Source organism: Pseudomonas protegens (assembly GCF_013407925.2).
In the GTDB taxonomy this organism is placed as follows: Bacteria; Pseudomonadota; Gammaproteobacteria; order Pseudomonadales; family Pseudomonadaceae; genus Aquipseudomonas; species Aquipseudomonas fluorescens_AP.
The window spans coordinates 4,941,467-4,963,498 of the sequence record NZ_CP060201.1 but is presented as its reverse complement, the minus strand read 5'-3'; the positions used below and the strand labels follow the sequence as shown (position 1 = coordinate 4,963,498).

At 64.3% G+C, this 22,032-nt stretch carries 24 protein-coding genes and 2 pseudogenes; 8 read left to right on the top strand and 18 right to left on the bottom strand.

Translation table 11 applies throughout. The annotated features are described in order from the left end of the window. The 3 genes from GGI48_RS23110 to GGI48_RS23100 form a co-directional block, all read right to left on the bottom strand. Positions 1–342, bottom strand: coding sequence for a type II toxin-antitoxin system RelE/ParE family toxin (locus GGI48_RS23110; RefSeq protein ID WP_047305694.1), 342 nt, complete (start codon positions 340–342; stop codon positions 1–3). Continuing rightward, positions 326–595 (bottom strand): prevent-host-death protein, encoded by a 270-nt coding sequence (locus tag GGI48_RS23105; protein WP_047305695.1) that lies wholly within the window; start codon positions 593–595, stop codon positions 326–328. The genes GGI48_RS23110 and GGI48_RS23105 overlap by 17 nt, the downstream gene beginning before the upstream one ends. Positions 596–688: 93 nt before the next feature. Beyond that, positions 689–1,192 (bottom strand): GNAT family N-acetyltransferase, encoded by a 504-nt coding sequence (locus GGI48_RS23100; protein ID WP_179600198.1) that lies wholly within the window; start codon positions 1,190–1,192, stop codon positions 689–691. Between the two features lie 222 nt (positions 1,193–1,414). Between GGI48_RS23100 and GGI48_RS23095 the strand changes: the two genes are divergently transcribed. After that, the gene (locus GGI48_RS23095; RefSeq protein WP_016968146.1) at positions 1,415–1,567 is read left to right on the top strand and encodes a hypothetical protein; all 153 of its coding nucleotides are present in this window, start codon (positions 1,415–1,417) and stop codon (positions 1,565–1,567) included. Here GGI48_RS23095 and GGI48_RS23090 read toward each other — a convergent pair. The 9 genes from GGI48_RS23090 to GGI48_RS23050 form a co-directional block, all read right to left on the bottom strand. Next, positions 1,546–2,238 (bottom strand): response regulator, encoded by a 693-nt coding sequence (locus GGI48_RS23090; protein WP_060840642.1) that lies wholly within the window; start codon positions 2,236–2,238, stop codon positions 1,546–1,548. The genes GGI48_RS23095 and GGI48_RS23090 overlap by 22 nt on opposite strands. After that, on the bottom strand, positions 2,235–4,928 hold the full coding sequence (locus GGI48_RS23085; protein WP_179600196.1) for a sensor histidine kinase KdpD: 2,694 nt from the start codon (positions 4,926–4,928) through the stop codon (positions 2,235–2,237). The genes GGI48_RS23090 and GGI48_RS23085 overlap by 4 nt, the downstream gene beginning before the upstream one ends. 59 nt (positions 4,929–4,987) lie before the next feature. Continuing rightward, the gene (gene kdpB / locus GGI48_RS23080; RefSeq protein WP_016968149.1) at positions 4,988–7,060 is read right to left on the bottom strand and encodes a potassium-transporting ATPase subunit KdpB; all 2,073 of its coding nucleotides are present in this window, start codon (positions 7,058–7,060) and stop codon (positions 4,988–4,990) included. A gap of 12 nt (positions 7,061–7,072) precedes the next feature. Further along, a complete protein-coding gene (gene kdpC / locus GGI48_RS23075; RefSeq protein WP_016968150.1) occupies positions 7,073–7,756 on the bottom strand; it encodes a potassium-transporting ATPase subunit KdpC in 684 nt (227 codons plus the stop codon). A 9-nt stretch (positions 7,757–7,765) separates the two neighbouring features. Continuing rightward, on the bottom strand, positions 7,766–9,472 hold the full coding sequence (gene kdpA, locus GGI48_RS23070; protein ID WP_179600194.1) for a potassium-transporting ATPase subunit KdpA: 1,707 nt from the start codon (positions 9,470–9,472) through the stop codon (positions 7,766–7,768). A gap of 13 nt (positions 9,473–9,485) precedes the next feature. After that, positions 9,486–9,656, bottom strand: coding sequence for a hypothetical protein (locus tag GGI48_RS23065; RefSeq protein WP_162884082.1), 171 nt, complete (start codon positions 9,654–9,656; stop codon positions 9,486–9,488). Then, on the bottom strand, positions 9,640–9,738 hold the full coding sequence (gene kdpF, locus GGI48_RS23060; protein WP_016968152.1) for a K(+)-transporting ATPase subunit F: 99 nt from the start codon (positions 9,736–9,738) through the stop codon (positions 9,640–9,642). The genes GGI48_RS23065 and kdpF overlap by 17 nt, the downstream gene beginning before the upstream one ends. A 253-nt stretch (positions 9,739–9,991) precedes the next feature. Continuing rightward, complete coding sequence (locus tag GGI48_RS23055; RefSeq protein WP_103742200.1) at positions 9,992–10,480, bottom strand: GyrI-like domain-containing protein; 489 nt, start codon at positions 10,478–10,480, stop codon at positions 9,992–9,994. A gap of 69 nt (positions 10,481–10,549) precedes the next feature. Beyond that, positions 10,550–11,212 carry a LysE family translocator gene (locus GGI48_RS23050; protein WP_179600192.1) on the bottom strand — a complete coding sequence of 221 codons (663 nt, stop codon included), beginning with the start codon at positions 11,210–11,212 and terminating at the stop codon, positions 10,550–10,552. A gap of 278 nt (positions 11,213–11,490) precedes the next feature. On the opposite strand from GGI48_RS23050, the gene alaC reads away from it, so the two are divergent. Beyond that, positions 11,491–12,702 carry an alanine transaminase gene (gene alaC, locus GGI48_RS23045; protein ID WP_060840648.1) on the top strand — a complete coding sequence of 404 codons (1,212 nt, stop codon included), beginning with the start codon at positions 11,491–11,493 and terminating at the stop codon, positions 12,700–12,702. Positions 12,703–12,798: 96 nt separating this feature from the next. Here the strand turns inward: alaC and GGI48_RS23040 are convergent, their stop codons facing one another. Both GGI48_RS23040 and GGI48_RS23035 read right to left on the bottom strand, forming a co-directional pair. Further along, a complete protein-coding gene (locus GGI48_RS23040; protein WP_047305702.1) occupies positions 12,799–14,151 on the bottom strand; it encodes a GntP family permease in 1,353 nt (450 codons plus the stop codon). Between the two features lie 84 nt (positions 14,152–14,235). Continuing rightward, positions 14,236–14,769: a gluconokinase gene (locus GGI48_RS23035; RefSeq protein ID WP_047305703.1), complete on the bottom strand. Its 534-nt coding sequence runs from the start codon at positions 14,767–14,769 to the stop codon at positions 14,236–14,238. 215 nt (positions 14,770–14,984) lie between these two features. On the opposite strand from GGI48_RS23035, the gene GGI48_RS23030 reads away from it, so the two are divergent. Continuing rightward, positions 14,985–16,016: a LacI family DNA-binding transcriptional regulator gene (locus GGI48_RS23030; RefSeq protein ID WP_016967276.1), complete on the top strand. Its 1,032-nt coding sequence runs from the start codon at positions 14,985–14,987 to the stop codon at positions 16,014–16,016. A gap of 4 nt (positions 16,017–16,020) precedes the next feature. Here GGI48_RS23030 and GGI48_RS23025 read toward each other — a convergent pair whose 3' ends face one another. Continuing rightward, a complete protein-coding gene (locus GGI48_RS23025) occupies positions 16,021–16,638 on the bottom strand; it encodes a LysE family translocator (RefSeq protein WP_047305705.1) in 618 nt (205 codons plus the stop codon). 66 nt (positions 16,639–16,704) lie between these two features. On the opposite strand from GGI48_RS23025, the gene GGI48_RS23020 reads away from it, so the two are divergent. Continuing rightward, positions 16,705–17,634 carry a LysR family transcriptional regulator gene (locus GGI48_RS23020; protein WP_179600190.1) on the top strand — a complete coding sequence of 310 codons (930 nt, stop codon included), beginning with the start codon at positions 16,705–16,707 and terminating at the stop codon, positions 17,632–17,634. Here GGI48_RS23020 and GGI48_RS23015 read toward each other — a convergent pair. Further along, positions 17,631–18,548 (bottom strand): LysR family transcriptional regulator, encoded by a 918-nt coding sequence (locus GGI48_RS23015; protein WP_179600188.1) that lies wholly within the window; start codon positions 18,546–18,548, stop codon positions 17,631–17,633. The two genes, GGI48_RS23020 and GGI48_RS23015, sit on opposite strands and share 4 nt — an antisense overlap. 122 nt (positions 18,549–18,670) lie before the next feature. On the opposite strand from GGI48_RS23015, the gene GGI48_RS23010 reads away from it, so the two are divergent. The 4 genes from GGI48_RS23010 to GGI48_RS22995 all read left to right on the top strand — a co-directional run bounded on the left by GGI48_RS23010 (position 18,671) and on the right by GGI48_RS22995 (position 20,724). Then, a complete protein-coding gene (locus GGI48_RS23010; RefSeq protein ID WP_016967280.1) occupies positions 18,671–19,102 on the top strand; it encodes a PACE efflux transporter in 432 nt (143 codons plus the stop codon). A 98-nt stretch (positions 19,103–19,200) separates the two neighbouring features. Next, positions 19,201–19,833 (top strand): glutathione S-transferase family protein, encoded by a 633-nt coding sequence (locus tag GGI48_RS23005; RefSeq protein ID WP_179600186.1) that lies wholly within the window; start codon positions 19,201–19,203, stop codon positions 19,831–19,833. Beyond that, positions 19,811–20,143 carry a hypothetical protein gene (locus GGI48_RS31620; protein WP_260620514.1) on the top strand — a complete coding sequence of 111 codons (333 nt, stop codon included), beginning with the start codon at positions 19,811–19,813 and terminating at the stop codon, positions 20,141–20,143. Before GGI48_RS23005 ends, GGI48_RS31620 begins: the two co-directional genes overlap by 23 nt. A 74-nt stretch (positions 20,144–20,217) precedes the next feature. Beyond that, complete coding sequence (locus GGI48_RS22995; protein ID WP_179600184.1) at positions 20,218–20,724, top strand: hypothetical protein; 507 nt, start codon at positions 20,218–20,220, stop codon at positions 20,722–20,724. 60 nt (positions 20,725–20,784) lie between these two features. Here the strand turns inward: GGI48_RS22995 and GGI48_RS31615 are convergent. Continuing rightward, a pseudogene (locus tag GGI48_RS31615) lies at positions 20,785–21,213 on the bottom strand (methyl-accepting chemotaxis protein); the annotation flags it as partial. Between the two features lie 171 nt (positions 21,214–21,384). Further along, positions 21,385–21,999: pseudogene (locus tag GGI48_RS31610) on the bottom strand (PAS domain-containing protein); the annotation flags it as partial. Between the last annotated feature and the right edge of the window lie 33 nt (positions 22,000–22,032).

The window sequence follows — 22,032 nt, the reverse complement described above, 5'->3', positions numbered from 1 at the left end:
TCAGAGCATCAGGCAGTAGTCGATCAGTTGCTTTTCGACACTTTGACGCTGGCCGATGATCAAGGCCACAACCACCCGTTGCTCATCCGGATAGACCTCATAAAGTACCCGCTGCCCCATGCACAGGAATTCGCGAAAGTGAGTGACGCCCAACGAGGCCGCTTGTTGGCAAACCGCAAAGGTGTATGCCTGCTCACTCAAGGTCGAGGCGATCTGCCTGATCAATTGATCGACAAACTGTCCCGCCTGCTGCGGGCCGCACTGCTGGATCAGATAGTGTTCCAACGCCACTACGCCATGTTCGGCTGCCGTGGCGAACTCAACCCTATAAGTCTTCTGCATCGTCTTTCGACACTTGGCGACGCTGGGCCAGACGTTGCAGCAGATTGTCGGCGCTCACTAGCTTGCCCTGCTGCTTGTCTCGATCCGCGAACGACAACAGCTTGATCAGAGCGATGGCTTCGTCACGGCGCTTGCGCTCTTCGTAAGATTCGATCACATAGGCGGGAACACCGTTCTGGGTCACCAGCATGGGCTCGGAAAGATCCAGATCCGCAGCGTTTTTCTTCACGAAACTGATGGTTTGAATACGCATGACACATGTCCTCGGGAATGCTGGACAGGGATAGCCCGGGCCAGCAGCAGCCTAAATTTAGACTACATAAAGCCCACTCACAAGGATGGAGTGTTACGGCGCAAGACCCAACACCATCTCATGCCAGGCCATGCCGCCGTGGTCCGACTCCGACGCCTTGACGTAGACAAAACCAAAGCGCTGGTACAGCGGCACGTGGCGTTCCTTGCACATCAGGTGGATGCGCGCCTTGCCCAGCTCGCCCATGCGCGCGATGAAGGCGTGCAGCAGTTGCCGGGCCAGGCCCAGGCCCTGGAAGTCCGGGTGCACCACCACCGACATGATCACCACTTCCGAACCGGCCGGGTCGTGGCCGATCAGTTCCTTGAAGGCTTCATCGGCCATCTGCACCTCGAAGGTGGCGCCGGCGTTGATGAAGCCGGCCACCACACCGTCCACCTCGGCGACGATAAACCCCTCCGGCCAGGTGGCGATGCGGGTGGCGATCTTGTCCCGGGTCGCGGCTTCGTCGCCTTCGTAGGCCAGGGTTTCGATGGCGAAGCAGCGGTCCAGGTCGGTGGGCAGTACGGTGCGGATCAGCGGGGTCGAAGCGGTCATGGGGCAGCAACCTGAAGTCGGTGAAGGATGGCGGATTCTAGCAAGAGCGGCGCCGCGCAAAGCCTGGCGTATGCCGGGCATAGGGATCATCGGCGACGCCGTAAAGCTTTCATATAAACCCTGGCAAGCGCGGCGCCCAGGGATTATCTATCAGCTCCCCGACGCTTGCTGACTGGCCCTGTCGAGCCGGTCGTGCCGCGTCTTGCCCACAGGACCTTCCCCATGAGCAACATCCAGATCGGCCTTCTTCTGCTGTTCGGCATCGCCACCTTCGGCTGCATCACCCTGTACATCGACTTTGTGCATGAACGGCGCCGCGGCGAGAAACCCCTGAGCGGCGCCACGCGCCGGGATCAGAGCCCCACCAGGCGATAACCCACCTGCAACTCGGTGATCAGGTGCTGGGGCTGAGCCGGATCGGCCTCCAGCTTCTGCCGCAGATGGGCCATGTGCACCCGCAGGTAATGGGCGCGGTCGACATAATCCAGGCCCCAAACCTCCAGCAGCAGCTGGCGATGGGTCAGCACCCGGCTCTGGCCGCGGATCAACGCACAGAGCAGGCGGTATTCAATCGGCGTGAGGTGCACCAGTTGCCCTTCGCGGCGCACTTCATGGGTCGCCAGGTCGACCTCGATCACGCCGAAGTTGACCTTGCTGGTGGCCGCCGCCGCGCCGCTCTGGCCATGGCGGCGCAACTGCGCGCGAATCCGCGCCAGCAGCTCCGGCACGCCGAACGGCTTGACCAGGTAGTCGTCGGCCCCGGCGTCCAGGGCGGCGACTTTCTCGTCTTCCCGATCCCGGGCCGAGAGCACCAGGATCGGCACCGCCAGCCAGCCACGCAGCTCGCTGATCAACTGCTTGCCGTCGCCGTCCGGCAGGCCCAGGTCGACGATCACCAGGTCCGGCTGGCGGCTGGCGGCATGGATCAGCGCGCGCTTGACGCTGTCGGCCTCGAACACCTGGAAGCCTTCGTCCTCCAGGGCTATGCCGACAAAGCGGCGGATGTTGGCTTCGTCCTCGACGATCAGGATGCGTGGGCTGCTCATAGGGCTTCCAGGGAAGGCGGTTGTCCCGCCGGCAAGGTGATGACAAAACTCAGCCCGGCGTCGGCGTGAGGCTGGGCCTCGATCCGCCCGCCATGGGCTTCGACAATACGTTTGGCCAGGGCCAGGCCCAGGCCGATCCCGGCCACGGCGGACTCCTGCTGGCCACGGCTGAAGGCTTCGAACAGGCTGTCCGGGGAGCTGCCCTTGGGACAGCCGGGGCCGGAGTCGCTGACCTGCAGAATGATCTGCTGGTCGACCTGACGGGCGCTGATCTGCACCAGGGTGCCGGCCGGAGTGTACTTGGCGGCGTTGTCCAAGAGGTTCACCAGCACCCGTTCCAGCAGCAGCGCGTCCACTTCCACCAGGGGCAACTGCGGCGCCATGGTCACTCGCAACTGATGCTTGGCCAGGGGCTCGCGCAACTGGCGCAGGGCGCTGCCGACAATTTCCTCCAGGGAGTTCCACTGGCGCTTGAGGCGCACTCCGCGCTCCTGCATGCGCGCCATGTCCAGCAGGTTCTCGATCAGGCGCTGCATGGACGAGGCCTGATCGTGGATACCCGCCAGCAGTTGCTTGAGCGGGCCCTCGGTGGCATGGGGCAAGGCAGCGTCGGCGGCGCCGATGATGGTGGTCAAGGGCGTGCGCAGGTCGTGGGAAATCGCCGCCAGCAAGGTGTTGCGCATGCGTTCGCCTTCCATCTGCACCACAGTGCTCTGGGCCACTTCGACGTAATGCACCCGTTCCAGGGCAATCGCCAGCTGGCTCATGCAGGCTTCCAGCAGGCGCCGCTCCTCGGGTTCGGCCAGGCGTTCGGCATCCGCCAGTTCCAGCACCAGCACCCCGCGCACCCGCATCGGCGCCTTGAGCGGCAGGTAGCAGCCCTTGGCGGCCGCCAGGGTATCGGTGCCGCGCCCCGCCGGCTGGGCGTGATCATAAGCCCACTGGGCGATGCTCTCGTCGATGACCAGGACATTGGCGTTCAGGGCGCGCACTCGATTGTCGGCGTCCGGCAGCGCCAGCCCGACCCGGGCCTCGAACACTCCGCTGAAGGTGCGCAGGGCCACGGCGCAGATCTGCTCCTCGGTCAGCGCCGCCGACAGCTCCCGGGCCAGCCCGGCCAGGGAAGTGGCGCGGCGTTCGCCCTCGGCGGCGGTGCGCGCCTGATGGCGCAGGCGCGCGGTGAGCTGGCCGGTGATCAGGGCAATGCCGAGCATCAGGGCGAAGGTGAAGAAGTACTGGGTGTCGTTGACCGTGAACGACCACACCGGCTGGACGAAAAAAAAGTCGAAGCACAACACCGCCAGCATCGCCGCCCAGACGCCCGGGCCGCGTCCAAAACGCAGGGCCACCAGGACCACGGTGAGCAGGAACAGCATGACCACGTTGGCCGGGTCGAACACCTTGAGCAGCAGCGCCGCCACCGCGGTGGCGGCAAAGCACGCCAGGCTGGCCCACAGGTAGGCCGGCGCGCGGCTCGGCGGCAGCCCGGCCTCGGGCTTGTCCGCCGGCACCGGGCGCCGGCTCAAGGGGCCGTTGGCGATCACGATCTGATCGATTTCCGGGTGCTGGCGGCTGATCCGGTCGCTCACCGACTGGTGCCAGAACTGCCAGACCTTGCGCGGGTAATGGCCCAGCACCAGGCGATTGGCATTGTGCTCGCGGGCACAGGCCACCAGCGCCTCGGCCACGTCCAGGCCGGGCAGGGTCGCGGTTTCGGCGCCGAACTCGGCGGCCAGGGCCAGGGTCTTCATCGCCGCCGCATAACGGCTGGCGCCGTGGCCGCGGCGCTGCGCCGAGGCCACGTGCACCACCATCCAGTCGGCTTCGAGCTTCTGCGCCAGGCGCGCGGCCTCACGCACCAGGCGTTCGTCCGCCGGATCACCGGCCACCCCCACCAGCAAACGCTCGCGGGCCGGCCACAGGGCATTGATCGAACGTTCGCGGCGGTAGTCGCGCATCTGCGCATCGACCCGGTCGGCGGTGCGGCGCAGGGTCAGTTCGCGCAGGGCCAGCAGGTTGCCCTTGCGAAAGAAATGCCGTGAAGCCCGCTCGGCCTGCGGCCCCATGTAGACCTTGCCGTCCTTGAGGCGGCGCAGCAGGTCGTCCGGCGGCAGGTCGATCACCAGCACTTCATGGGCTTCGTCGAACAGGTGATCGGGCACCGTCTCGCGCACGCGGATGCCGATGATGCCGCTGACGATGTCGTTGAGGCTTTCCAGGTGCTGGACGTTGAGAGTGGTCCAGACATCGATCCCGGCCCGCAGCAGTTCTTCCACGTCCTGCCAGCGCTTGGGGTGACGCGAACCGGGGACGTTGCTGTGGGCCAGCTCGTCCACCAGCAGCACCGAAGGACGCCGCGCCAGGGCCGCGTCCAGGTCGAATTCGGGCAAGGCGTAGTCGCGGTGCATCAGGCGGTGACGCTCCAGCACTTCCAGGCCTTGCAAGAGCTCGGCGGTTTCCCGCCGGCCGTGGGTTTCCACCACCCCGGCCACCACGTCGCGGCCCTGGGCCACTTCATTGCGGGCGGCGGTGAGCATGGCGCAGGTCTTGCCGACCCCGGCGTTGGAACCGAAATAGATCCGCAGCTTGCCGCGCTGGGCGGCCTGTTCATCCTGTTGCAGCTTTTCCAGCAGCGCATCAGGGTCGGGACGCCCGTCGCGGGGCGGGGAACTCGCATCGAGCACAGTCATGAGCTTCCTTAAATGAACAATGCGGCGCTCCGGGGAGCGCCGCATTGTCAGTCCTTGCCTCAGACCAGGCCAAGCCCGGCCAGCAGCATGTCGATCAGCTTGATCCCGGCAAAGGGCACCAGCACCCCGCCCAGGCCATAGATCAGCAGGTTGCGGTTAAGCAGGGCCGCCGCGCCGATGGAGCGGTACTTCACCCCCTTGAGCGCCAGGGGGATGAGGAACACGATGATCAGCGCATTGAAGATCACCGCACTGAGAATCGCCGAGTTCGGGCTGGTCAGTTGCATCACGTTCAACGCGCCCAATTGCGGGTAAGTGGCGACGAACGCGGCCGGTACGATAGCAAAATACTTGGCCACGTCGTTGGCCACGCTGAAGGTGGTCAGGGCGCCACGGGTCATGAGCATCTGCTTGCCGACTTCCACCACCTCGATCAGCTTGGTCGGGTTGCTGTCCAGGTCGACCATGTTGCCGGCCTCCTTTGCCGCCTGGGTGCCGCTGTTCATCGCCACCGCCACGTCGGCCTGGGCCAGGGCCGGGGCGTCGTTGGTGCCGTCGCCGGTCATGGCCACCAGCTTGCCCTTGGCCTGGTAGTCGCGGATCAGTTGCAGCTTGTCCTCAGGACGGGCCTCGGCGAGGAAATCATCGACCCCGGCCTCCACCGCAATCGCCGCCGCGGTCAGGCGGTTGTCGCCGGTGATCATCACGGTCTTGATGCCCATGCGCCGCAGTTCGGCGAAGCGCTCCTTCATCCCGCCCTTGACCACGTCCTTGAGTTCCACCACGCCCAGGGCCTGAGCGCCGTCGCTGACCACCAGCGGCGTGCTGCCGCGCCGGGAGACTTCATCGACCTTGGCCTGCAAGGCCGGCGGGAAGCTGCCCCCCAGGGCTTCGATGTGCCGGCGAATGGCATCGGCCGCACCCTTGCGGATGCTGCGCCCCTCCGGCAGGTCGACGCCGCTCATGCGGGTCTGCGCGGTGAACTGCACGAAGCTGGCGCCCAGGGCCTCGATGTCGCGGCCACGGATGTCGAACTTCTGCTTGGCCAGCACCACGATGCTCCGCCCTTCCGGGGTTTCGTCCGCCAGGGAGGCCAGTTGCGCGGCGTCCGCCAGTTCGCTGTCCTTGATTCCCGGGGCCGGCAGAAAGGCGCTGGCCTGACGGTTGCCCAGGGTGATGGTGCCGGTCTTGTCCAGCAGCAACACGTCGACGTCCCCCGCCGCTTCCACAGCGCGCCCGGACGTGGCGATGACGTTGGCCGACATCATCCGGCTCATGCCCGCCACGCCGATCGCCGAGAGCAGGCCGCCGATGGTGGTGGGAATCAGGCACACCAGCAACGCCACCATCACCGTGGCGCTGATCACGCTGCCGGTGCCGCTCATGGCCACGGCGAAGATCGAGTACGGGCTCAGGGTGACGATCACCAGCAGGAACAGCAGGGTCAGGCCCACTAGGAGAATGGTCAGGGCCACCTCGTTGGGGGTCTTCTGGCGCTTGGCCGATTCCACCATGGAGATCATGCGGTCCAGGAACGACTCGCCGGGGTTGACGCTGATGCGCACCACCAGCCAGTCCGACAGCACCTTGGTGCCGCCGGTGACCGAGGAGAAGTCGCCCCCGGCCTCGCGGATCACCGGCGCCGATTCACCGGTGATGGCGCTCTCGTCCACCGTGGCCACGCCTTCGATGACCTCGCCATCCAGCGGCACCAGGTCGCCGGCTTCGATCAGCACCACCATGTCCTTGCGCAGCTCGCTGGCGGCCATGGGCAACCAGGCAGCGCCATGCTTGGGCTGCTGCAACAGCTTGGCCAGGGTCTGGCGCTTCATGCCCTTGAGGCTCGCGGCCTGGGCCCGGCTGCGGCCCTCGGCCAGGGCTTCGGCGAAGTTGGCGAACAGCACGGTGAACCACAGCCACAGGGTGATGCTGAGGATGAAGCCGCTGGAGGCCTCGCCTTCACCGCCCAGGGACTGGAACCACAGCAGAGTGGTGAGAATGCTGCCCAGGTAGACCACGAACATCACCGGGTTCTTCCACTGCGCCTGGGGCAGCAGCTTCTTCACCGCATCCAGGCACGCCGTCAGCAACAGCCCACGGTCGAACAACGCTATACGAGGGTTCTTACTCATGATCGGTATCTCTTACTCACTGACCGCAAGGGGCGAGGCAGGCACGGGTGCCAGGGCATCCAGCGCGAGATTGAGTTGCAGCACATTGACCCGGGGCTCGCCGAGCAGGCCGAAGGTGCGGCTTTCGCTGTGGTCCTGCAGCAGCGCCTGCAGCTCGGCCAGCGGCAGGTTGCGCAGGCGGGCCACCCGGTTCAGTTGCAGTTGGGCGTTGGCCAGGGAGATGTGCGGGTCCAGGCCGGAAGCCGAAGCGGTCACCGCGTCCACCGGCACCGGAATATCCGCCGCCAGACCGTTGAGCTGGCGATAGGCGCTGACCCGCGCGCTCACGCTGTCCACCAGCTTCTGGCTGGTGGGGCCCAGGTTGCTGGCACCGCTGGCCCCGGCGTTGTAGGGCTGGGGCACGCTCTTGCTCGGGTCCAGCGGATCGCTGCCCAGGGTCATGCTTGGCCGACCCTGGAAATACTCCGGGCGACTGAAGGACTGGCCGATCAGTGCCGAGCCCACCACCAGGCCGTCACGCTGCACCAGGCTGCCCTGGGCCTGGAACGGGAACAGCAGGTTGGCCAGCAACGTGGTCGCCAGCGGATAGGCCAGCCCGGTCAGCAGCATGAAGAACACCGCCGCCACCAGCACCGGGCGCAACAGGCCCTTGAACAGCACCACGGTGGTGCCTTGGGTTTGCATTTGCGTCGTCATCACAACCCCTTACTTGTAAGTCTGGCCGGCCAGCAACTGCAGTTGCTCCACCAGCGGGCCGAGCGCGAGGGCCGGCAGGAAAGTCAGGCCACCGACCACCAGCACCACGAACACCACCAGGAACATGAACAGCGGCGTGGCAGTGGGAATGGTGCCGGCACCGGCCGGGATGTTCTTTTTCGCCGCCAGGGAACCGGCCACGGCCAGCATCGGCAGCATGGTGAAGAAACGCCCCATGAGCATCGCCAGACCGATGGTGGTGTTGAAGAACGGCGTGTTGGCATTAAGACCGGCAAACGCCGAACCGTTGTTGGCGGTACCTGAGGCGTAGGCGTAGAGCACCTCGCTGAAACCATGGGGGCCAAGGTTGTTGAGGCTGTTCAGGGTGTCCGGCCACAGCGCCGCCAGGGCGGTGAAACCGAGGATGCAGATCGGGTGCGCGAGCACCGAGAGCATCACCAGCTTGATCTCCCGGGCCTCGATCTTCTTGCCGAGGAATTCCGGGCTGCGGCCGATCATCATGCCCACCAGGAACACCGTCAGCAGGGCGTACTGGATCAGGTTGATAAAGCCCACGCCGTCGCCACCGAACACGCAGTTGAGCATCATCTGCGCCAGGGGCACGAAGCCGCCCATGGGGGTCAGCGAGTCATGCATGGCGTTCACCGAACCGGTGGTGGCGCCGGTGGTGGTGGTGACGAACAGCGCGGTGTCGGCGATGCCGAAGCGCAGTTCCTTGCCTTCCATGTTGCCGCCACTCTGGGTTGCCGACAGTTGCTGGTCGGCGCCGGCCTGGGTCAGCAGCGGATTGCCGCCCTGTTCCGCGGTGAAGACGATGGCCAGGAAGCCGACGAACATCACCAGGAAAGTGCCGAAGAACACCCAGCCCTGACGCCGGCGCAGGAGCATGCTGCCGAAGGTGTAGGTCAGCGCCGAAGGGATCAGCAACATGCTGAGGATGTGCAGGACGTTGGTCAGCGGGGTCGGGTTCTCGAACGGGTGGGCGGCGTTCATGCTGAAGAAGCCACCGCCGTTGGTGCCGATGTGCTTGATCGACTCGAAGCTGGCCACGGCGCCGACGATCAACTGCTGCTGGGCGCCTTCCAGGGTGGTGGCCAGGGCTTGGGAGTTGAGGGTCTGGGGCATGCCCTGCCAGACATAGACCAGGGCCATGACCAGGCACAAAGGCAGCATCACCCGGTACAGGGTGCGGGTGAAGTCGACCCAGTAGTTGCCGATATCCGCCGAGCTGGAACGGCTCAGGCCGCGAATGAAACCCGCCGCGGCGACAACACCGGCGGTGGCGCCGACGAACATCAGGAAGGTGATCACCGCCATCTGGCTGAAGTTCGACAGGCTGCTTTCCCCGGAGTACGCCTGCCAGTTGGTGTTGGTGATAAAGGACACGGCGGTGTTGAACGCCAGGTCCGGGGTTTGCGCCGCCAGCCCCAGGGGGTTGAGGGGCATGACGGTTTGCAGGCGCAGCACCAGGTAGCCCAGGAGCATCATCGCCGCGTTGGACAGCAGCAGCGCCGAGCCATAGCGGGCCCAGCCCATGGTTTCGCCGGGATCGATCCCCAGCAGGCGGTAGGTGGCCCGCTCGGGCAAGGCGTGGCCGCGGCCGCTGAAGACCCGGGTCAGCCATTTGCCCATGAGTACGGCGAGCCCGGTCATTACCCCGAGGATCACCGCGTATTCCAGCACAGTACTCAACATGTCGATGCTCCGTTCAAATCTTGCCCATGGCGACGATGACCAGGGCCGTCAGTACAAAGAACCCCAGGGACAGGCCCACGAAGATCAGGTCGTACATGGCTGGTTTCCTTTCTCGAGAATGCCCGGACGGGCGAATGAAAATGCCGGGGTAGCGCTGAGTGCGGTCATCAGAATTTCTCGGCACGGATCAGCGCGTAACCCAGGTAGACAAACAGCAGCACGGCGCAGAAACCGCTGGCGCCGTAGATGAATTCCAGTGTCAGCAAGGCTTTTCCCCTTAATCCATTGAGGCCGCGCCGCAACCGCAGACAGCGGCCCGGGGCGCGACCGGTCAGGCGCCCGGCAATGGGCACCGGCAGGGAGTCGGGAACGAGTCGTCCGCCGCTCTCCTCTGCGCCACGCAGGTTAGGTGAGGGCGTATCAAGGTCGGACACTGATTGCGGGGGGCGGTATTAAGACGGCGTATAGATTGCGGCCAAGGCCGGGGGAATCGGGGGCCGGCCAGCGCCCCCGAGGGGATCATGCACTTTTGAGCGGTAGCCAGACCTCCACCACGCCGCTGCCGGTATCGGGGTTGAAATCGGCGCTGTAGCGCTCGAATTCCGGGGCATCGGCGGCCTCGCGACCGGACTGGGGCAGCCAGGTCTTCCAGATGTAGTTGAAGGTCTGGGGAAGCTCCTGCAAGGAGCCGCCGTGCTCGAACACCGCATAGTTCTGCGGCTGCACTTCGATCCAGCGATAGCGCTCGGGCAGATCGTCGAGCTTGCTGATCTCGACCCCGGCCAGGTATTCGAAGCTGCCCTGGCCATCGGGGTTGCAGCAGACGCCGTAAGTCACCTCATCCACCTGCCCCGGCACTTTGCCGATGTGGGGGATGAAGCGCTGCCAGAGCTGGCCGATGTCCTGACCGGCGCCTGGGGTAAACCGCTCGCTGAAGCCGGCGATCAGCAGAAAACGCTCTCTTTCGAAGCGCGGTTCGGGACCTGCGCCCTGTTTTTGCTCATCCATGAATGCCACTCCTGCCGCAGAAATGATGGGTACGGCAGCAAGTATAGAAGCCAATCGCCAGGGCCAGGATCAGAGCGCCGGAAGGTCGACCGACCCGGCGCCAACGATGAACTCCTGATAACCGGAGAGGATCACGTACACCGCGAAATAGCAGAAGATCGCCGCAGATGCCAGGTAGGAGTAGCGCAACAGCTTGTCGCCCAGCAACTTGCCGCCCTGGGTCGCGGCCAGGCACAGGCCCAGGGTCCAGACCAGCCCGGCGCAAAAGAAGCCGGCCAGGAACAACCCGGAATCGGCGATCGTACCGCCCCCGGATCGGGCAATCAGGGTGCCGCCCACGGCGGCGAACCAGAGGATCGCGCTGGGGGAAGACATGGCCAGGAAGATCCCGCGCAGGAACTCCTTGCGCGGCGAACCGCGGTCCGCCTCCCCGGCGGTGACCAGTGTGGCGCTGTGATGAATGGCGGCGTAGATCATCTTCGCCGCGAAATACACCAACAGCGCCGAACCGCCGAGCCACAGCACCCAGCGCACGCTTTCGTACTGCAGCAGCACGGTCATCCCGGCCAGGGCCAGCAGCGCGTAGATCAGGTCCCCCACGCAGGTCCCGAGGCCCAGGCAGAAGCCCTGGAAATAGCCGCGCTGCATGGCCAGGGTGATCATCGCGATATTGGCCACGCCAATGTCCAGGCACAGCGAAAGGCTCAGCAAAAAGCCGCTGGTAAACTCCATCATTCATCCCGTTTGATGCTGTTGTTCGAAGAGGTGCCGAGCGGCGTCAGATCCGCCCGAACGGATCAGGCAGAGGCCGGGCGCCGTCCTTGCAGGCAAAAAGCGTGCACGTTATAGCGGCAAACCCGACAGCCCGGCAAACCGCCGGCAGCGCAAAAATAATTTTTCGCGCCTCTGGACAAGCCCGCGCCAGCGCCTTTATCGTCTGCCCCGCAGGCCACCGCAGTGGCCAACGTCGCTCGGACGGTTCCGGGCGCTTACGTCTTTTCGAGGCAACAATGGCCGAACAAGGTTCGCCGCGCCGCTTTGCGCGCATCGATCGTCTCCCCCCTTACGTGTTCAATATCACTGCCGAGCTGAAGATGGCTGCGCGTCGGCGCGGCGAAGACATCATCGACTTGAGCATGGGCAACCCCGACGGCGCGACTCCGCCGCACATCGTCGAAAAACTGGTCACCGTTGCACAGCGCGAGGACACCCACGGCTACTCCACCTCCAAAGGCATTCCACGGCTGCGCCGGGCGATTTCCCGCTGGTACAAGGATCGCTACGAGGTCGACATCGACCCGGAAAGCGAAGCCATCGTCACCATCGGTTCCAAGGAAGGCCTGGCGCACCTGATGCTGGCCACCCTGGACCAGGGCGACACGGTGCTGGTGCCCAACCCCAGCTACCCGATCCACATCTACGGCGCGGTGATCGCCGGCGCCCAGGTGCGCTCGGTGCCGCTGGTGCCCGGGGTGGACTTCTTCGCCGAGCTGGAGCGGGCCATTCGCGGTTCGATCCCCAAGCCGAAGATGATGATCCTGGGCTTTCCTTCCAACCCCACTGCGCAGTGCGTGGAGCTGGATTTCTTCGAGCGGGTGATCGCCCTGGCCAAGCAGTACGACGTGCTGGTGATCCACGACCTGGCCTACGCCGACATCGTCTACGACGGCTGGAAAGCCCCGTCGATCATGCAGGTGCCGGGGGCCAAGGACATCGCGGTGGAGTTCTTCACCCTGTCCAAGAGCTACAACATGGCCGGTTGGCGCATCGGCTTCATGGTCGGCAACCCGGAGCTGGTCAGCGCCCTGGCGCGGATCAAGAGCTACCACGACTACGGCACCTTCACCCCGTTGCAGGTGGCGGCGATTGCCGCCCTGGAAGGCGACCAGCAGTGCGTGAAAGACATTGCCGAGCAATACCGGCAGCGGCGCAATGTGCTGGTCAAGGGCCTGCACGAACTGGGCTGGATGGTGGAGAACCCCAAGGCCTCGATGTACGTCTGGGCCAAGATTCCCGAGGCCTACGCGCACCTGGGCTCCCTGGAGTTCGCCAAGAAGCTGCTGGCCGAAGCCAAGGTCTGCGTGTCGCCGGGGGTGGGTTTCGGTGAGTACGGCGACGATCACGTGCGCTTCGCCCTGATCGAGAACCAGGACCGGATTCGCCAGGCGGTGCGCGGCATTCGCAGCATGTTCCGCGCCGACGGGCTGGTGCAGAAAAGCTGAGACGCCTTCAGGCACAAAAAAACCGCAGTGATGCGGTTTTTTTGTGGCCGTGCTGGCGGTTTTTCGCGGGCAAGCCCGCTCCTACAGGCGAAGCTCTTAAACCACCAGCGACAACAACAGGATAAAGATCAGGCCCACCACCGAGAGGATGGTTTCCATCGCCGTCCAGGTCTTGAACGTCTCGGCCACGGTCATGTTGAAGTACTGCTTGACCAGCCAGAACCCGGCGTCGTTGACGTGGGACAGGATCAAGGAGCCGGCACCGGTGGCCAGCACCAGCAGTTCGCGGTTGACCCCGGGAATCATCCCCACCACCGGCACCACGATGCCGGCGCCGGTGATGGTGGCCACGGTGGCCGAACCGGTGGCAATACGAATCACCGCCGCCACCAGCCAGGCCAGGAGGATCGGCGAGATCTGCGCGTTGACCGCCATATGGCCGATCACGTCACCCACGCCGCTGGTCACCAGCATCTGCTTGAAACCGCCGCCGGCACCGATGATCAGGATGATCGCCGCGGTAGGCGCCAGGCTGGCGTCGAGCAGGCCGAGGATCTGCTTGGAGCCGATGCCCTGCTTGTAGCCGAAGGTGTAGAGCGACAGCAGCAGGGCCAGCAGCAAGGCACTGATCGGGTGGCCGATCATGTCCATCCAGATGCGGAAGAAATGCCCGTCCGGCAACGCCACGTCGGCGAAGGTCTTGAGCAGCATCAGGAACACCGGCAGCAGCACGGTCAGCAGGGTCACGCTGAAGCTGGGCAGGTTCTGCGAGGTGTTTTCACGGGCCAGCTGGTCCACCAGTTCCTGGGACGGGTGGCCCGGGATGTACTTGGCGATGAATGTGCCGTAGATCGGACCGGCAATGATGGCGGTCGGCAGGGCAACGATCAGGCCGTAGAGAATGGTCTTGCCGATGTCGGCGCCGAACACGCCGATGGCCAGCAGCGGCCCCGGATGCGGCGGCACCAGGCCGTGCACCGCCGACAGGCCGGCGAGCAGCGGAATGCCGATCTTGATCAGCGACACCCCGGTACGCCGGGCGACGATGAACACCAGCGGGATCAGCAGCACGAAGCCGATCTCGAAGAACAGCGGGATGCCCACCAGGAACGCGGCGAACATCATCGCCCACTGCACCCGCTCCTTGCCGAACGAGCGGATCAGGGTCTGGGCGATCTGATCGGCGCCGCCGGACTCGGCCATCATCTTGCCGAGCATGGTGCCCAGGGCCAGGATGATGCCGACAAAACCGAGCACGCCACCAAAGCCGTCCTGGAACGCCTTGATGATCTTGTCCACTGGCATGCCCGAGGTCAGGCCGAGGAACCCCGCGGCGATGGTCAGGGCAATAAAGGGATGCAGCTTGAATCGGGTGATCAACACGATCAGGCCGATGATAGTGACCACTGCATCAACCAGCAGATAGGTCTCTTGGGACATGCCAAACATGGGATTGCCTCCGGTTTGTTGTTTTTATTTAAGCGTTAAAAACAAGGGCCGAGTGGGATAGCGCTACCTATTTCGAGCCAGCACTCAATGTGAAGGTTCAAGGCCGTGCTCCAGCCACCATTGATTGGCCAGTTCGGCCAGGCGCTGGACGCTCAGGGTGCTGGCATCCAGGGCCAGGGTGAGCGGCTCCCCCACCGGGGATTCGAGGGTGGCGAACTGACTGTCGATCAGGGTCGAAGGCATGAAATGCCCTGGCCGGTGCGCCACGCGATCGGCGGCGACTGCTGGAGTCAGTTCGAGAAAGATGAAACCCAGGCCGGGGGTGGCGGCGCGCAGGCGTTCACGGTATTTGCGCTTCAGCGCCGAGCAGGTCAGCACCGGACGCTGACCGGCGGCCAGGGTCCGACGCAACTCCTCGCAGAGGCTGTCGAGCCAGCCGGCGCGGTCGTCGTCGTCGAGAGGAATGCCGGCACTCATCTTGGCGATATTGGCGGCAGGGTGGAACGTATCGCCTTCAATGGCCGTGGCGCCGCTGCGCTGGCACAGGGCCTGACTGACGCTGGATTTGCCACAGCCGGCAACACCCATGATGACCAGGGCGGTAATTGGTTGACTCATGTAACACCTCAGCGCGCAGACAGCGCTACCTTCGCTAGTTCTAGTTCTAGTACAAAAACAGTGTCTGCCGACGCCTTCTTGTCATTTTTGTGGGTTGCCGCGTATATAGTCCGCCAAACCAAAGAGCGAGGGTCAGGCACACCTCGCTCACGCATTGCAGCTGTTTCAGGACAGCGCTACCTTAGTGACTTGAATTTTGTTTGGCAAGCCGTCTGATGACCCCTCATAAAAACGATAAAAGCTCCCGTACCACGGGGCGCCCTACCCTCAACGAAGTGGCGCGACTGGCCGGTGTCAGTCCGATCACCGCCTCCCGGGCGTTGCGCGGCGTCAGCAGCGTGGCCACCGAGCTGGTTGAGAAAGTGCAGAAGGCCGCGCAAGAGCTGAACTACGTGGTCAACTCCGCCGCCCGTGCCCTGGCCTCGGCCCAGAGCCAGTCGGTGGTGGTGCTGGTGCCGTCGCTGTCCAACCTGCTGTTCATCGAAACCCTGGAAGCCATTCATCAGGTCCTGCGGCCCAAGGGCTTCGAAGTGCTGATCGGCAACTACCACTATTCCCGGGACGAAGAAGAGAACCTGCTGCGCAACTACATGACCTACCAGCCGCGCGGGCTGCTGCTGACCGGTTTCGACCGCACCGAAAGCTCCCGGCGGATGATCGAGGCCAACAACATTCCCTGCGTCTACATGATGGATCTGGACTCCGGCGCCGGGCTCAACTGCGTGGGCTTCTCCCAGTTGAACGCGGGCGAGACTGCCGCCCGGCACCTGATTTCCCGTGGTCGCAAGCACCTGGCCTACGTCGGCGCACAGCTGGATCAACGCACCCTGCTGCGCGGCGAAGGTTTCCGCCGCGCCCTGCAGGAAGCCGGGCTGTACAACCCCGATCTGGAACTGCTGACCCCGCGTCCGTCCTCGGTCGGCCTGGGCGGTGAACTGTTCCTGCAATTGATGCAGAGCCAGCCGCAAGTGGACGCCATCTTCTTCGGCAACGACGACCTGGCCCAGGGCGCCCTGCTGGAAGCCATGCGCTGCGGGATCAAGGTCCCCGAACAAGTCGCGGTACTGGGGTTCAACGACCTGCCGTCCTCGGAGCACATGGTGCCGCGCCTGAGCAGCATCAGCACTCCCAGGGAAGCCATCGGCCGCCGCGCCGCCGAGCAGATGCTGACCCTGCTGGCCGGTAACAGCGTGACCGAGCCCGTGGTGGACATGGGCTTCGAACTGCGAATCCGGGAAAGCACCTGAGGGCTCAGGGCTGCACGCCCAGCACACTGAGCAGCAGTCCAAAGCCGATCAGCACCAGCCCGAACAGCTGATCGATACGGCGCTTGTAGCCCATCAGCCGGTCGGCAATGGCCGGCGCCGAAAAGAACAGCGCCACGGCCACGAACCACAGAACGTGGGCCAGGACGATGATCGCCCCGTAGCCGATCTGCAGCGACAACCCGGTGCCCGGCTGGATCACCTGCATGAACAGGCTGAGGACGAAAATCATCGTCTTCGGATTCAGCGCATTGGTCAGGAAACCGCTGCGCAGGGCCGCCCAGGACGACACCTGGCCACGCCCCGCCACTTCCTGCGGCCCCTGGGCGGGACTGCGCAACAAGCGGATGCCCAGGTAGATCAGGTACAGCGCCCCGGCGAGCTTCAGCCCGGTGAACCACAGCGGCGACTGCTGCAACAGCAGCCCCACCCCCAGCAGGCTGTAGCCGATATGCAGCATGACCCCGAGTCCGATTCCCACCGCGGTCAGCACGCCGTGACGGCGCGAGAGCATCAGGCTGTTACGGGTAACCAGGGCAAAATCGGCCCCGGGACTGAGTACCGCGAGAATGGTGATGGTGATTACGACTAACAGTTCTGTCACGTTGCCTACGCCTCGGTTATACAATCTGGCGCTACTGTATGGGGATCTTCAGGGGTAGGGCCAACGATGAAAACTGACACTCTTGGTGATAAAAACTCACAGACATCGCGCCGACGCCTGCCGCCCCTCGGCGCCCTGCGCTGCTTCGAAGCCGCCGCGCGCCTGGAGAGTTTCACCCTGGCCGGCACCGCCCTGCACCTGACCCACGGCGCCATCAGCCGCGCCGTGCGCAGCCTGGAAGAAGACCTGGGCACCGCTTTGTTCGAACGCCGCAGTCACCGGGTGTTTCTCACCTCGGCCGGGGCCGAACTGCTGCACAGCGTGACCCAGGCCCTGGACCTGATCGAAAACACCAGCCGCCGCCTGCGGGCACCGGACCCCGAGGCGCCGCTGGTGCTGTCCTGCGAACCGACCCTGCTGATGCGCTGGCTGATTCCACGCCTGCCGGAGTTCCAGGCCGCTCACCCGGAAATATCGATCCAGTTGCTGGCGGGTGGCGGGCCCTTCTCGTTCAACGCCGGCATCGACCTGGCGATCCGCCGCAATGATTTCGCCTGGGACCACCAGACCCAGGCCCACTGGCTGTTCGACGAAGCCATTGGCCCGGTGTGCCGCCCGGACAAACAGGCTGACTGGACGCCAGAGTCGAACCAGCAGCCGGTCCTCGCGGAGCACGCCCCGCGCCTGCACAGCGCCACCCGGCCGCAAGCCTGGGAACAATGGCTGCAATTGCGTCAGCTGCCGCTGTCGCAGGCTCCTCAGGAGCAAGTCTTCGAGCATTTCTACTTCAGCCTGCAAGCGGCGGTGGCGGGCTTGGGACTGGCCATCGCCCCCTGGCAACTGGTGCGCGACGACCTGCGCGACGGACTGCTGTGCGCCCCTTGCGGCTTCGTCGCCGACGGCAGCGCCTACTACCTGCTCTCGACCCAGGCGATCAGCGACGACTCGGCGGCCGGCCAACTGCTGCGCTGGTTGCGCCAGCAGGCCCTGGCCTAGAACCCGGGGCCGGGCGGCGGCCCCAGCGCCGGATCTTCGCCACTGAGCAACTGCACCAGGGCCAGGGCGCCCTTCTGCAGTGGCCGGCTCTTGAGCCACACCGCATGCACCGGCAACGACAGGCCGTTGTCGAGATTCTTGAACGTCAAGCGCTGCAAGCGACCTGCCGCCAGCAGCGGCTGGATCACCGACAGCGGGAAATTGCCCCAGCCGATCCCCGCCTCCACCATGTGCAGGGCCATGGCCAGGCTGTCGGTGCGCCACAGCGACTCGCCCACCAGGGGCCGGGTATCGCTGATGGGCAGGTCGCGGCTGGCCACCACCACCTGGCGAACCCGGATCAACTCCTCCAGATACAGCGCCCCCTCGCTGGCCAGGAACAGCGGATGCCGGGGTGAAATGCAGGCGATGATCCGTTCACTGCCGGCGTACTGGAAGTACTCCAGGGCATTCACGCTCAGGCCGGCAAAGGCCACGCCAACGCTGACCCGTCCGCTGTGCAGCAACTGCAGCACGTCATCCTGCGGAGCGCTGAGGACTTCCACGTCCAGCAACGGATAGAGCTCGGCCAGCAGCTTGATGGCCGCCAGCAGCCGCTGCTTGTCGATGTCATCCACCACCGCGATCGAGAGTGTGCTTTCCAGCCCCAGGGACAGCTCGATGGCATGCACCTGCAACTGCTTGAGCTGATCGGCAATCAGCCGGGCATGGGGCGCGAGCGACAACGCCAGGGGCGTCGGCACCGGCTCGCGATGACTGCGATCGAACAGGGCGTACCCCAGTTCGGCCTCAAGGTTGGCAATGCCCATGCTCACCGCCGAGGGCACCTTGCCCAGCGCGCGGGCCGCCGCGGAAAAGGAACCGCGCTCAAGCACGGCGAGAAACAACTGGATGCTGTCGCTGGAAAAATTCATGGGCGCAACCTATCAGTAAAACTGAAAGCTTCCGACTTTTTCTGTCATGGATATTGAAGCTATCTTTTGCGCCCCGTGCCAGCCCAGCCCTGGCCAGCTGCATTCAATACCGAGGAATTCCCATGCAAGGCGTGAAACGCAAACTGCTCTACGTATCCCTGTTCGAGGTGTTCGGCATGACCTTCTCGGCCCTCGGCCTGGCCCTGCTGTCCGGCACCTCGCCCAGCAGCACCGGGCCGCTGGCGGTGGTGATCACCAGCATCGCGGTGACCTGGAACTTCATCTACACCAGCCTCTTCGAGCGCTGGGAAAGCCGCCAGCCGTCGCGCACCCGCACCGTCAAGCGCCGCATCGCCCACGCCGTGGGCTTCCAATTGACCCTGATCGTGTTCCTGATCCCGCTGATTGCCTGGTGGATGGGCATCAGCCTGGTGCAGGCCTTCCTCCTGGACCTGGCACTGATCCTGTTCATCCCTTGCTACACCTTCGTCTTCAACTGGTTGTTCGACCGGGTCTTCGGTCTGCCGGCCTCGGCCTTGCCCGACCCGGCCTGAGGCGCGGACAAACACCCGCAGGCCCATTGGCCATCGCCGGGAACCAAACACACTGATAGATTCCCATGGCCCGTCTGAGCCACGAACAAGGAAGCGTCATGGGAGCCCCGTACAGAATTCTCGGCAAAGCCTCGTCCATCAACGTCAGAAAAGTCTTGTGGACCTGTGAGGAGCTGGGCCTTGCCTACCAACAGGAAGATTGGGGCAGCGGCTTCCAATCGACCCACACTCCTGAGCTTCTCGCCCTCAACCCCAATGCCCAGGTTCCGGTGCTGATCGATGACGCCGGCGCCCTGTGGGAGTCCAACAGCATCTGCCGCTACCTGGCCAACCTGCATCCCGGCAGCAGCCTGTTGCCGCTCGCCCCACGGGCCCGGGCCCTGGTGGAACAGTGGATGGACTGGCAGGCCACTGAGCTCAATCCGGCCTGGAGCTACGCCTTCATGGGCCTGGTGCGCCAGCATCCGGATTGCCAGGACAGTCGGCGCATCGACGCCAGCCTGCTGGCCTGGAACGGCAAGATGGCGATCCTTGAACGGCAGCTTGAGAGCACCGGGAACTATGTTCTCGGTGAAGACTTCAGCCTGGCGGATATCGTCCTCGGGCTCTCGGTCAATCGCTGGAAGATGACCCCGATGGCACACCCGGACTTCCCCGCCGTGGCCGCCTACTACGAACGCCTCAGCCTGCGTCCGGGCTTTCGCCTGCATGGACGCAACGGCATCCCCTAGCCTGATCTACAGCTTTAACTGCTACCGGAGATTGGGCACGGATGGCCTCAACCTATTGCTGAGCGGCGCCTGTGGCCGGACCGGCCAGGTATTCTTCCTGGGCTCGCAGGAGCGCTACCGCTTCACCCGGACCGAGCGCGTCGAACCGGACGTCGAGATTCCGGTGGACGACGCCTTCCGGGAAGCACTCGGCATCCCCATCACCTACGGAGCGCCGCCCTCGGCAAACCCGGGCGGCGCTTGCCAGAAAGCGGCAAGACTTGTCCGCCGGCGGACAGCCCGGCAGCGCCCGGCGACGCCAATCCTTTGATATTAAAGGGTGATTTTATTCGGCATGGATCTTGCTGAACTACTCGCCTAGTTCTCTCACACAGGTTCCCGATCATGTTGGTCAACGCCCAGAAATCCGTTTCGGTGCAGCCCACCTCGCGCACCGATATGGACCCGACCACTGCAGCCGCCAGCGCGCTGTACAGTGGCATGCTGCAGCAGGCCCAGAACTCCGTCACCGTGCCGACGTCCCAGTCCAGCCTGCAAGGCAATACCGTGGACGACAACGTCAATGCCGCGTTCGCCAAGACCCGCGTCCTGCTCCAGGCCACGCCGCCGACCGCGAGCACGCCACAGGCCAATAGCGCCACCGAGTCCGGCGCCCTGAGCGAATTCAAGGACTACATGAGCAAGACGCCCGAACAGCGTCTGCGCGACAGCATCCTCAAGGATATGGGCCTGACCGAAGAAGACCTGAAAGACCTGCCGCCGGAGCGCCAGCTGGCCATCAACCAGGAAATCGCCCAGCGCCTGAAAGACAAGATGCAACTGGCCAAGGAAGAGGCTGACACCAAGACCAGCGCCAAACCGATCGACGAGAAATTCCTCGCCTCGCTGTAATGGCACACGACGAAAAAGGGTTCCCAACGGGAACCCTTTTTTGTGCCTGGCCTGAGCGAGTCACTGCAACTGCAAGGTCGAATTGAACTGGCTGATGGCATCCACCACATGTCGCGAGCCTTGCTGGATCTCCAGAATCACCTCTCCGGCCTCATTGGCCAGTTCGACCCCGACACCGGTGCGACTCAGGCTCGATTGCATGCTGGTGACCGCGCTCATCGACAGGTCGTGGTTCTTGCGCACCACTTCGACGATTTCCACCGTGGCCTGACTGGTTCGCGCCGCCAGGCTGCGCACTTCGTCCGCCACCACCGCAAAGCCTCGCCCGTGCTCGCCGGCCCGAGCCGCCTCGATGGCCGCATTGAGCGCCAGCAGGTTGGTCTGGTCGGCGATTCCGCGAATGGTCTGGACAATGCTGCCGATGATCTCCGACTGCTTGCTCACCGCATCGATGCTGCGCGCCGCTTCGTTCAGATCGTGAGAAATCTGCTGGATGATCTGCACCGTCTGCTGCACCACCTGCGAGCCCTTCTGGGCGCAGGCGTCGTTCTGAACCGAGGTGCTGTGGGCGGATTCGGCGGCCGATTGCAGGCTGGTCATCTGCTGGGTGATATCGCTGGCGAACTTGACCACCTTGTACAAGCGGCCCTTGGTGTCGAACAGGGGGTTGTAGGAAGCCTCGAGGAACACCGTCTGACCGTACTTGTTTTCCCGCTCGAAACGATGGGAGTGATACTCGCCACGGTTCAACGAAGCCCAGAACTGCTTGTACTCCGATGACTCGGCTTCAGCCCGGTGACAGAACATGCTGTGGTGCTGGCCAAGGATTTCGTTCAAGGGGTACTGCATGGTCTTGAGGAAGTTGTCGTTGGCCTTGAGGATCGTGCCGTCCGGACTGAACTCGATGATCGCCATGGAACGGCCGATGGCATTCAGCAGGCTCTGGTTTTCATGTTCGACATGGATGCGTTCGGAGATGTCCGAAGCCACCTTGATCACACTCTTGACCCGGCGATCGGCATCGAACACCGGCATGTAGCTGGCTTCGAGCCAGATCTCCTCGCCGCGCTTGTTCAGCCGCAGGAAGGTGCCGCTGACCGGTTCGCCGCGCCCCAGGTCGCGCCAGAGCTTGGCGTATTCCTCGCTGCGGTAGAACTCTTCCTCGCAAAAGATCCGGTGATGCTTGCCACGTATCTCTTCAGCGGAATAGCCCATGGTCTGGCAGAAGTTGTCGTTGGCATCGAGCACGATGCCATCGGGAGAAAACTCGATCATCGCCATGGAGCGGCTGATTGCCGCCAGCTTGGC

Excerpts from the sequence above, each read along its gene's own strand:
- GGI48_RS23005 (WP_179600186.1), top strand. The coding sequence starts at position 19,201 with ATGGGAGCCCCGTACAGAATTCTCGGCAAAGCCTCGTCCATCAACGTC.
- kdpA (WP_179600194.1), bottom strand. The coding sequence starts at position 9,472 with ATGTTGAGTACTGTGCTGGAATACGCGGTGATCCTCGGGGTAATGACC.
- GGI48_RS23085 (WP_179600196.1), bottom strand. The coding sequence starts at position 4,928 with ATGACTGTGCTCGATGCGAGTTCCCCGCCCCGCGACGGGCGTCCCGAC.
- GGI48_RS23010 (WP_016967280.1), top strand. The coding sequence starts at position 18,671 with ATGCAAGGCGTGAAACGCAAACTGCTCTACGTATCCCTGTTCGAGGTG.
- kdpC (WP_016968150.1), bottom strand. The coding sequence starts at position 7,756 with ATGACGACGCAAATGCAAACCCAAGGCACCACCGTGGTGCTGTTCAAG.
- kdpB (WP_016968149.1), bottom strand. The coding sequence starts at position 7,060 with ATGAGTAAGAACCCTCGTATAGCGTTGTTCGACCGTGGGCTGTTGCTG.
- GGI48_RS23040 (WP_047305702.1), bottom strand. The coding sequence starts at position 14,151 with ATGTTTGGCATGTCCCAAGAGACCTATCTGCTGGTTGATGCAGTGGTC.
- GGI48_RS23055 (WP_103742200.1), bottom strand. The coding sequence starts at position 10,480 with ATGGATGAGCAAAAACAGGGCGCAGGTCCCGAACCGCGCTTCGAAAGA.
- GGI48_RS23030 (WP_016967276.1), top strand. The coding sequence starts at position 14,985 with ATGACCCCTCATAAAAACGATAAAAGCTCCCGTACCACGGGGCGCCCT.
- GGI48_RS23020 (WP_179600190.1), top strand. The coding sequence starts at position 16,705 with ATGAAAACTGACACTCTTGGTGATAAAAACTCACAGACATCGCGCCGA.
- GGI48_RS31620 (WP_260620514.1), top strand. The coding sequence starts at position 19,811 with ATGGACGCAACGGCATCCCCTAGCCTGATCTACAGCTTTAACTGCTAC.
- GGI48_RS23100 (WP_179600198.1), bottom strand. The coding sequence starts at position 1,192 with ATGACCGCTTCGACCCCGCTGATCCGCACCGTACTGCCCACCGACCTG.
- GGI48_RS23050 (WP_179600192.1), bottom strand. The coding sequence starts at position 11,212 with ATGGAGTTTACCAGCGGCTTTTTGCTGAGCCTTTCGCTGTGCCTGGAC.
- GGI48_RS23090 (WP_060840642.1), bottom strand. The coding sequence starts at position 2,238 with ATGAGCAGCCCACGCATCCTGATCGTCGAGGACGAAGCCAACATCCGC.
- GGI48_RS22995 (WP_179600184.1), top strand. The coding sequence starts at position 20,218 with ATGTTGGTCAACGCCCAGAAATCCGTTTCGGTGCAGCCCACCTCGCGC.
- alaC (WP_060840648.1), top strand. The coding sequence starts at position 11,491 with ATGGCCGAACAAGGTTCGCCGCGCCGCTTTGCGCGCATCGATCGTCTC.
- GGI48_RS23035 (WP_047305703.1), bottom strand. The coding sequence starts at position 14,769 with ATGAGTCAACCAATTACCGCCCTGGTCATCATGGGTGTTGCCGGCTGT.
- GGI48_RS23110 (WP_047305694.1), bottom strand. The coding sequence starts at position 342 with ATGCAGAAGACTTATAGGGTTGAGTTCGCCACGGCAGCCGAACATGGC.
- GGI48_RS23015 (WP_179600188.1), bottom strand. The coding sequence starts at position 18,548 with ATGAATTTTTCCAGCGACAGCATCCAGTTGTTTCTCGCCGTGCTTGAG.
- GGI48_RS23095 (WP_016968146.1), top strand. The coding sequence starts at position 1,415 with ATGAGCAACATCCAGATCGGCCTTCTTCTGCTGTTCGGCATCGCCACC.
- GGI48_RS23105 (WP_047305695.1), bottom strand. The coding sequence starts at position 595 with ATGCGTATTCAAACCATCAGTTTCGTGAAGAAAAACGCTGCGGATCTG.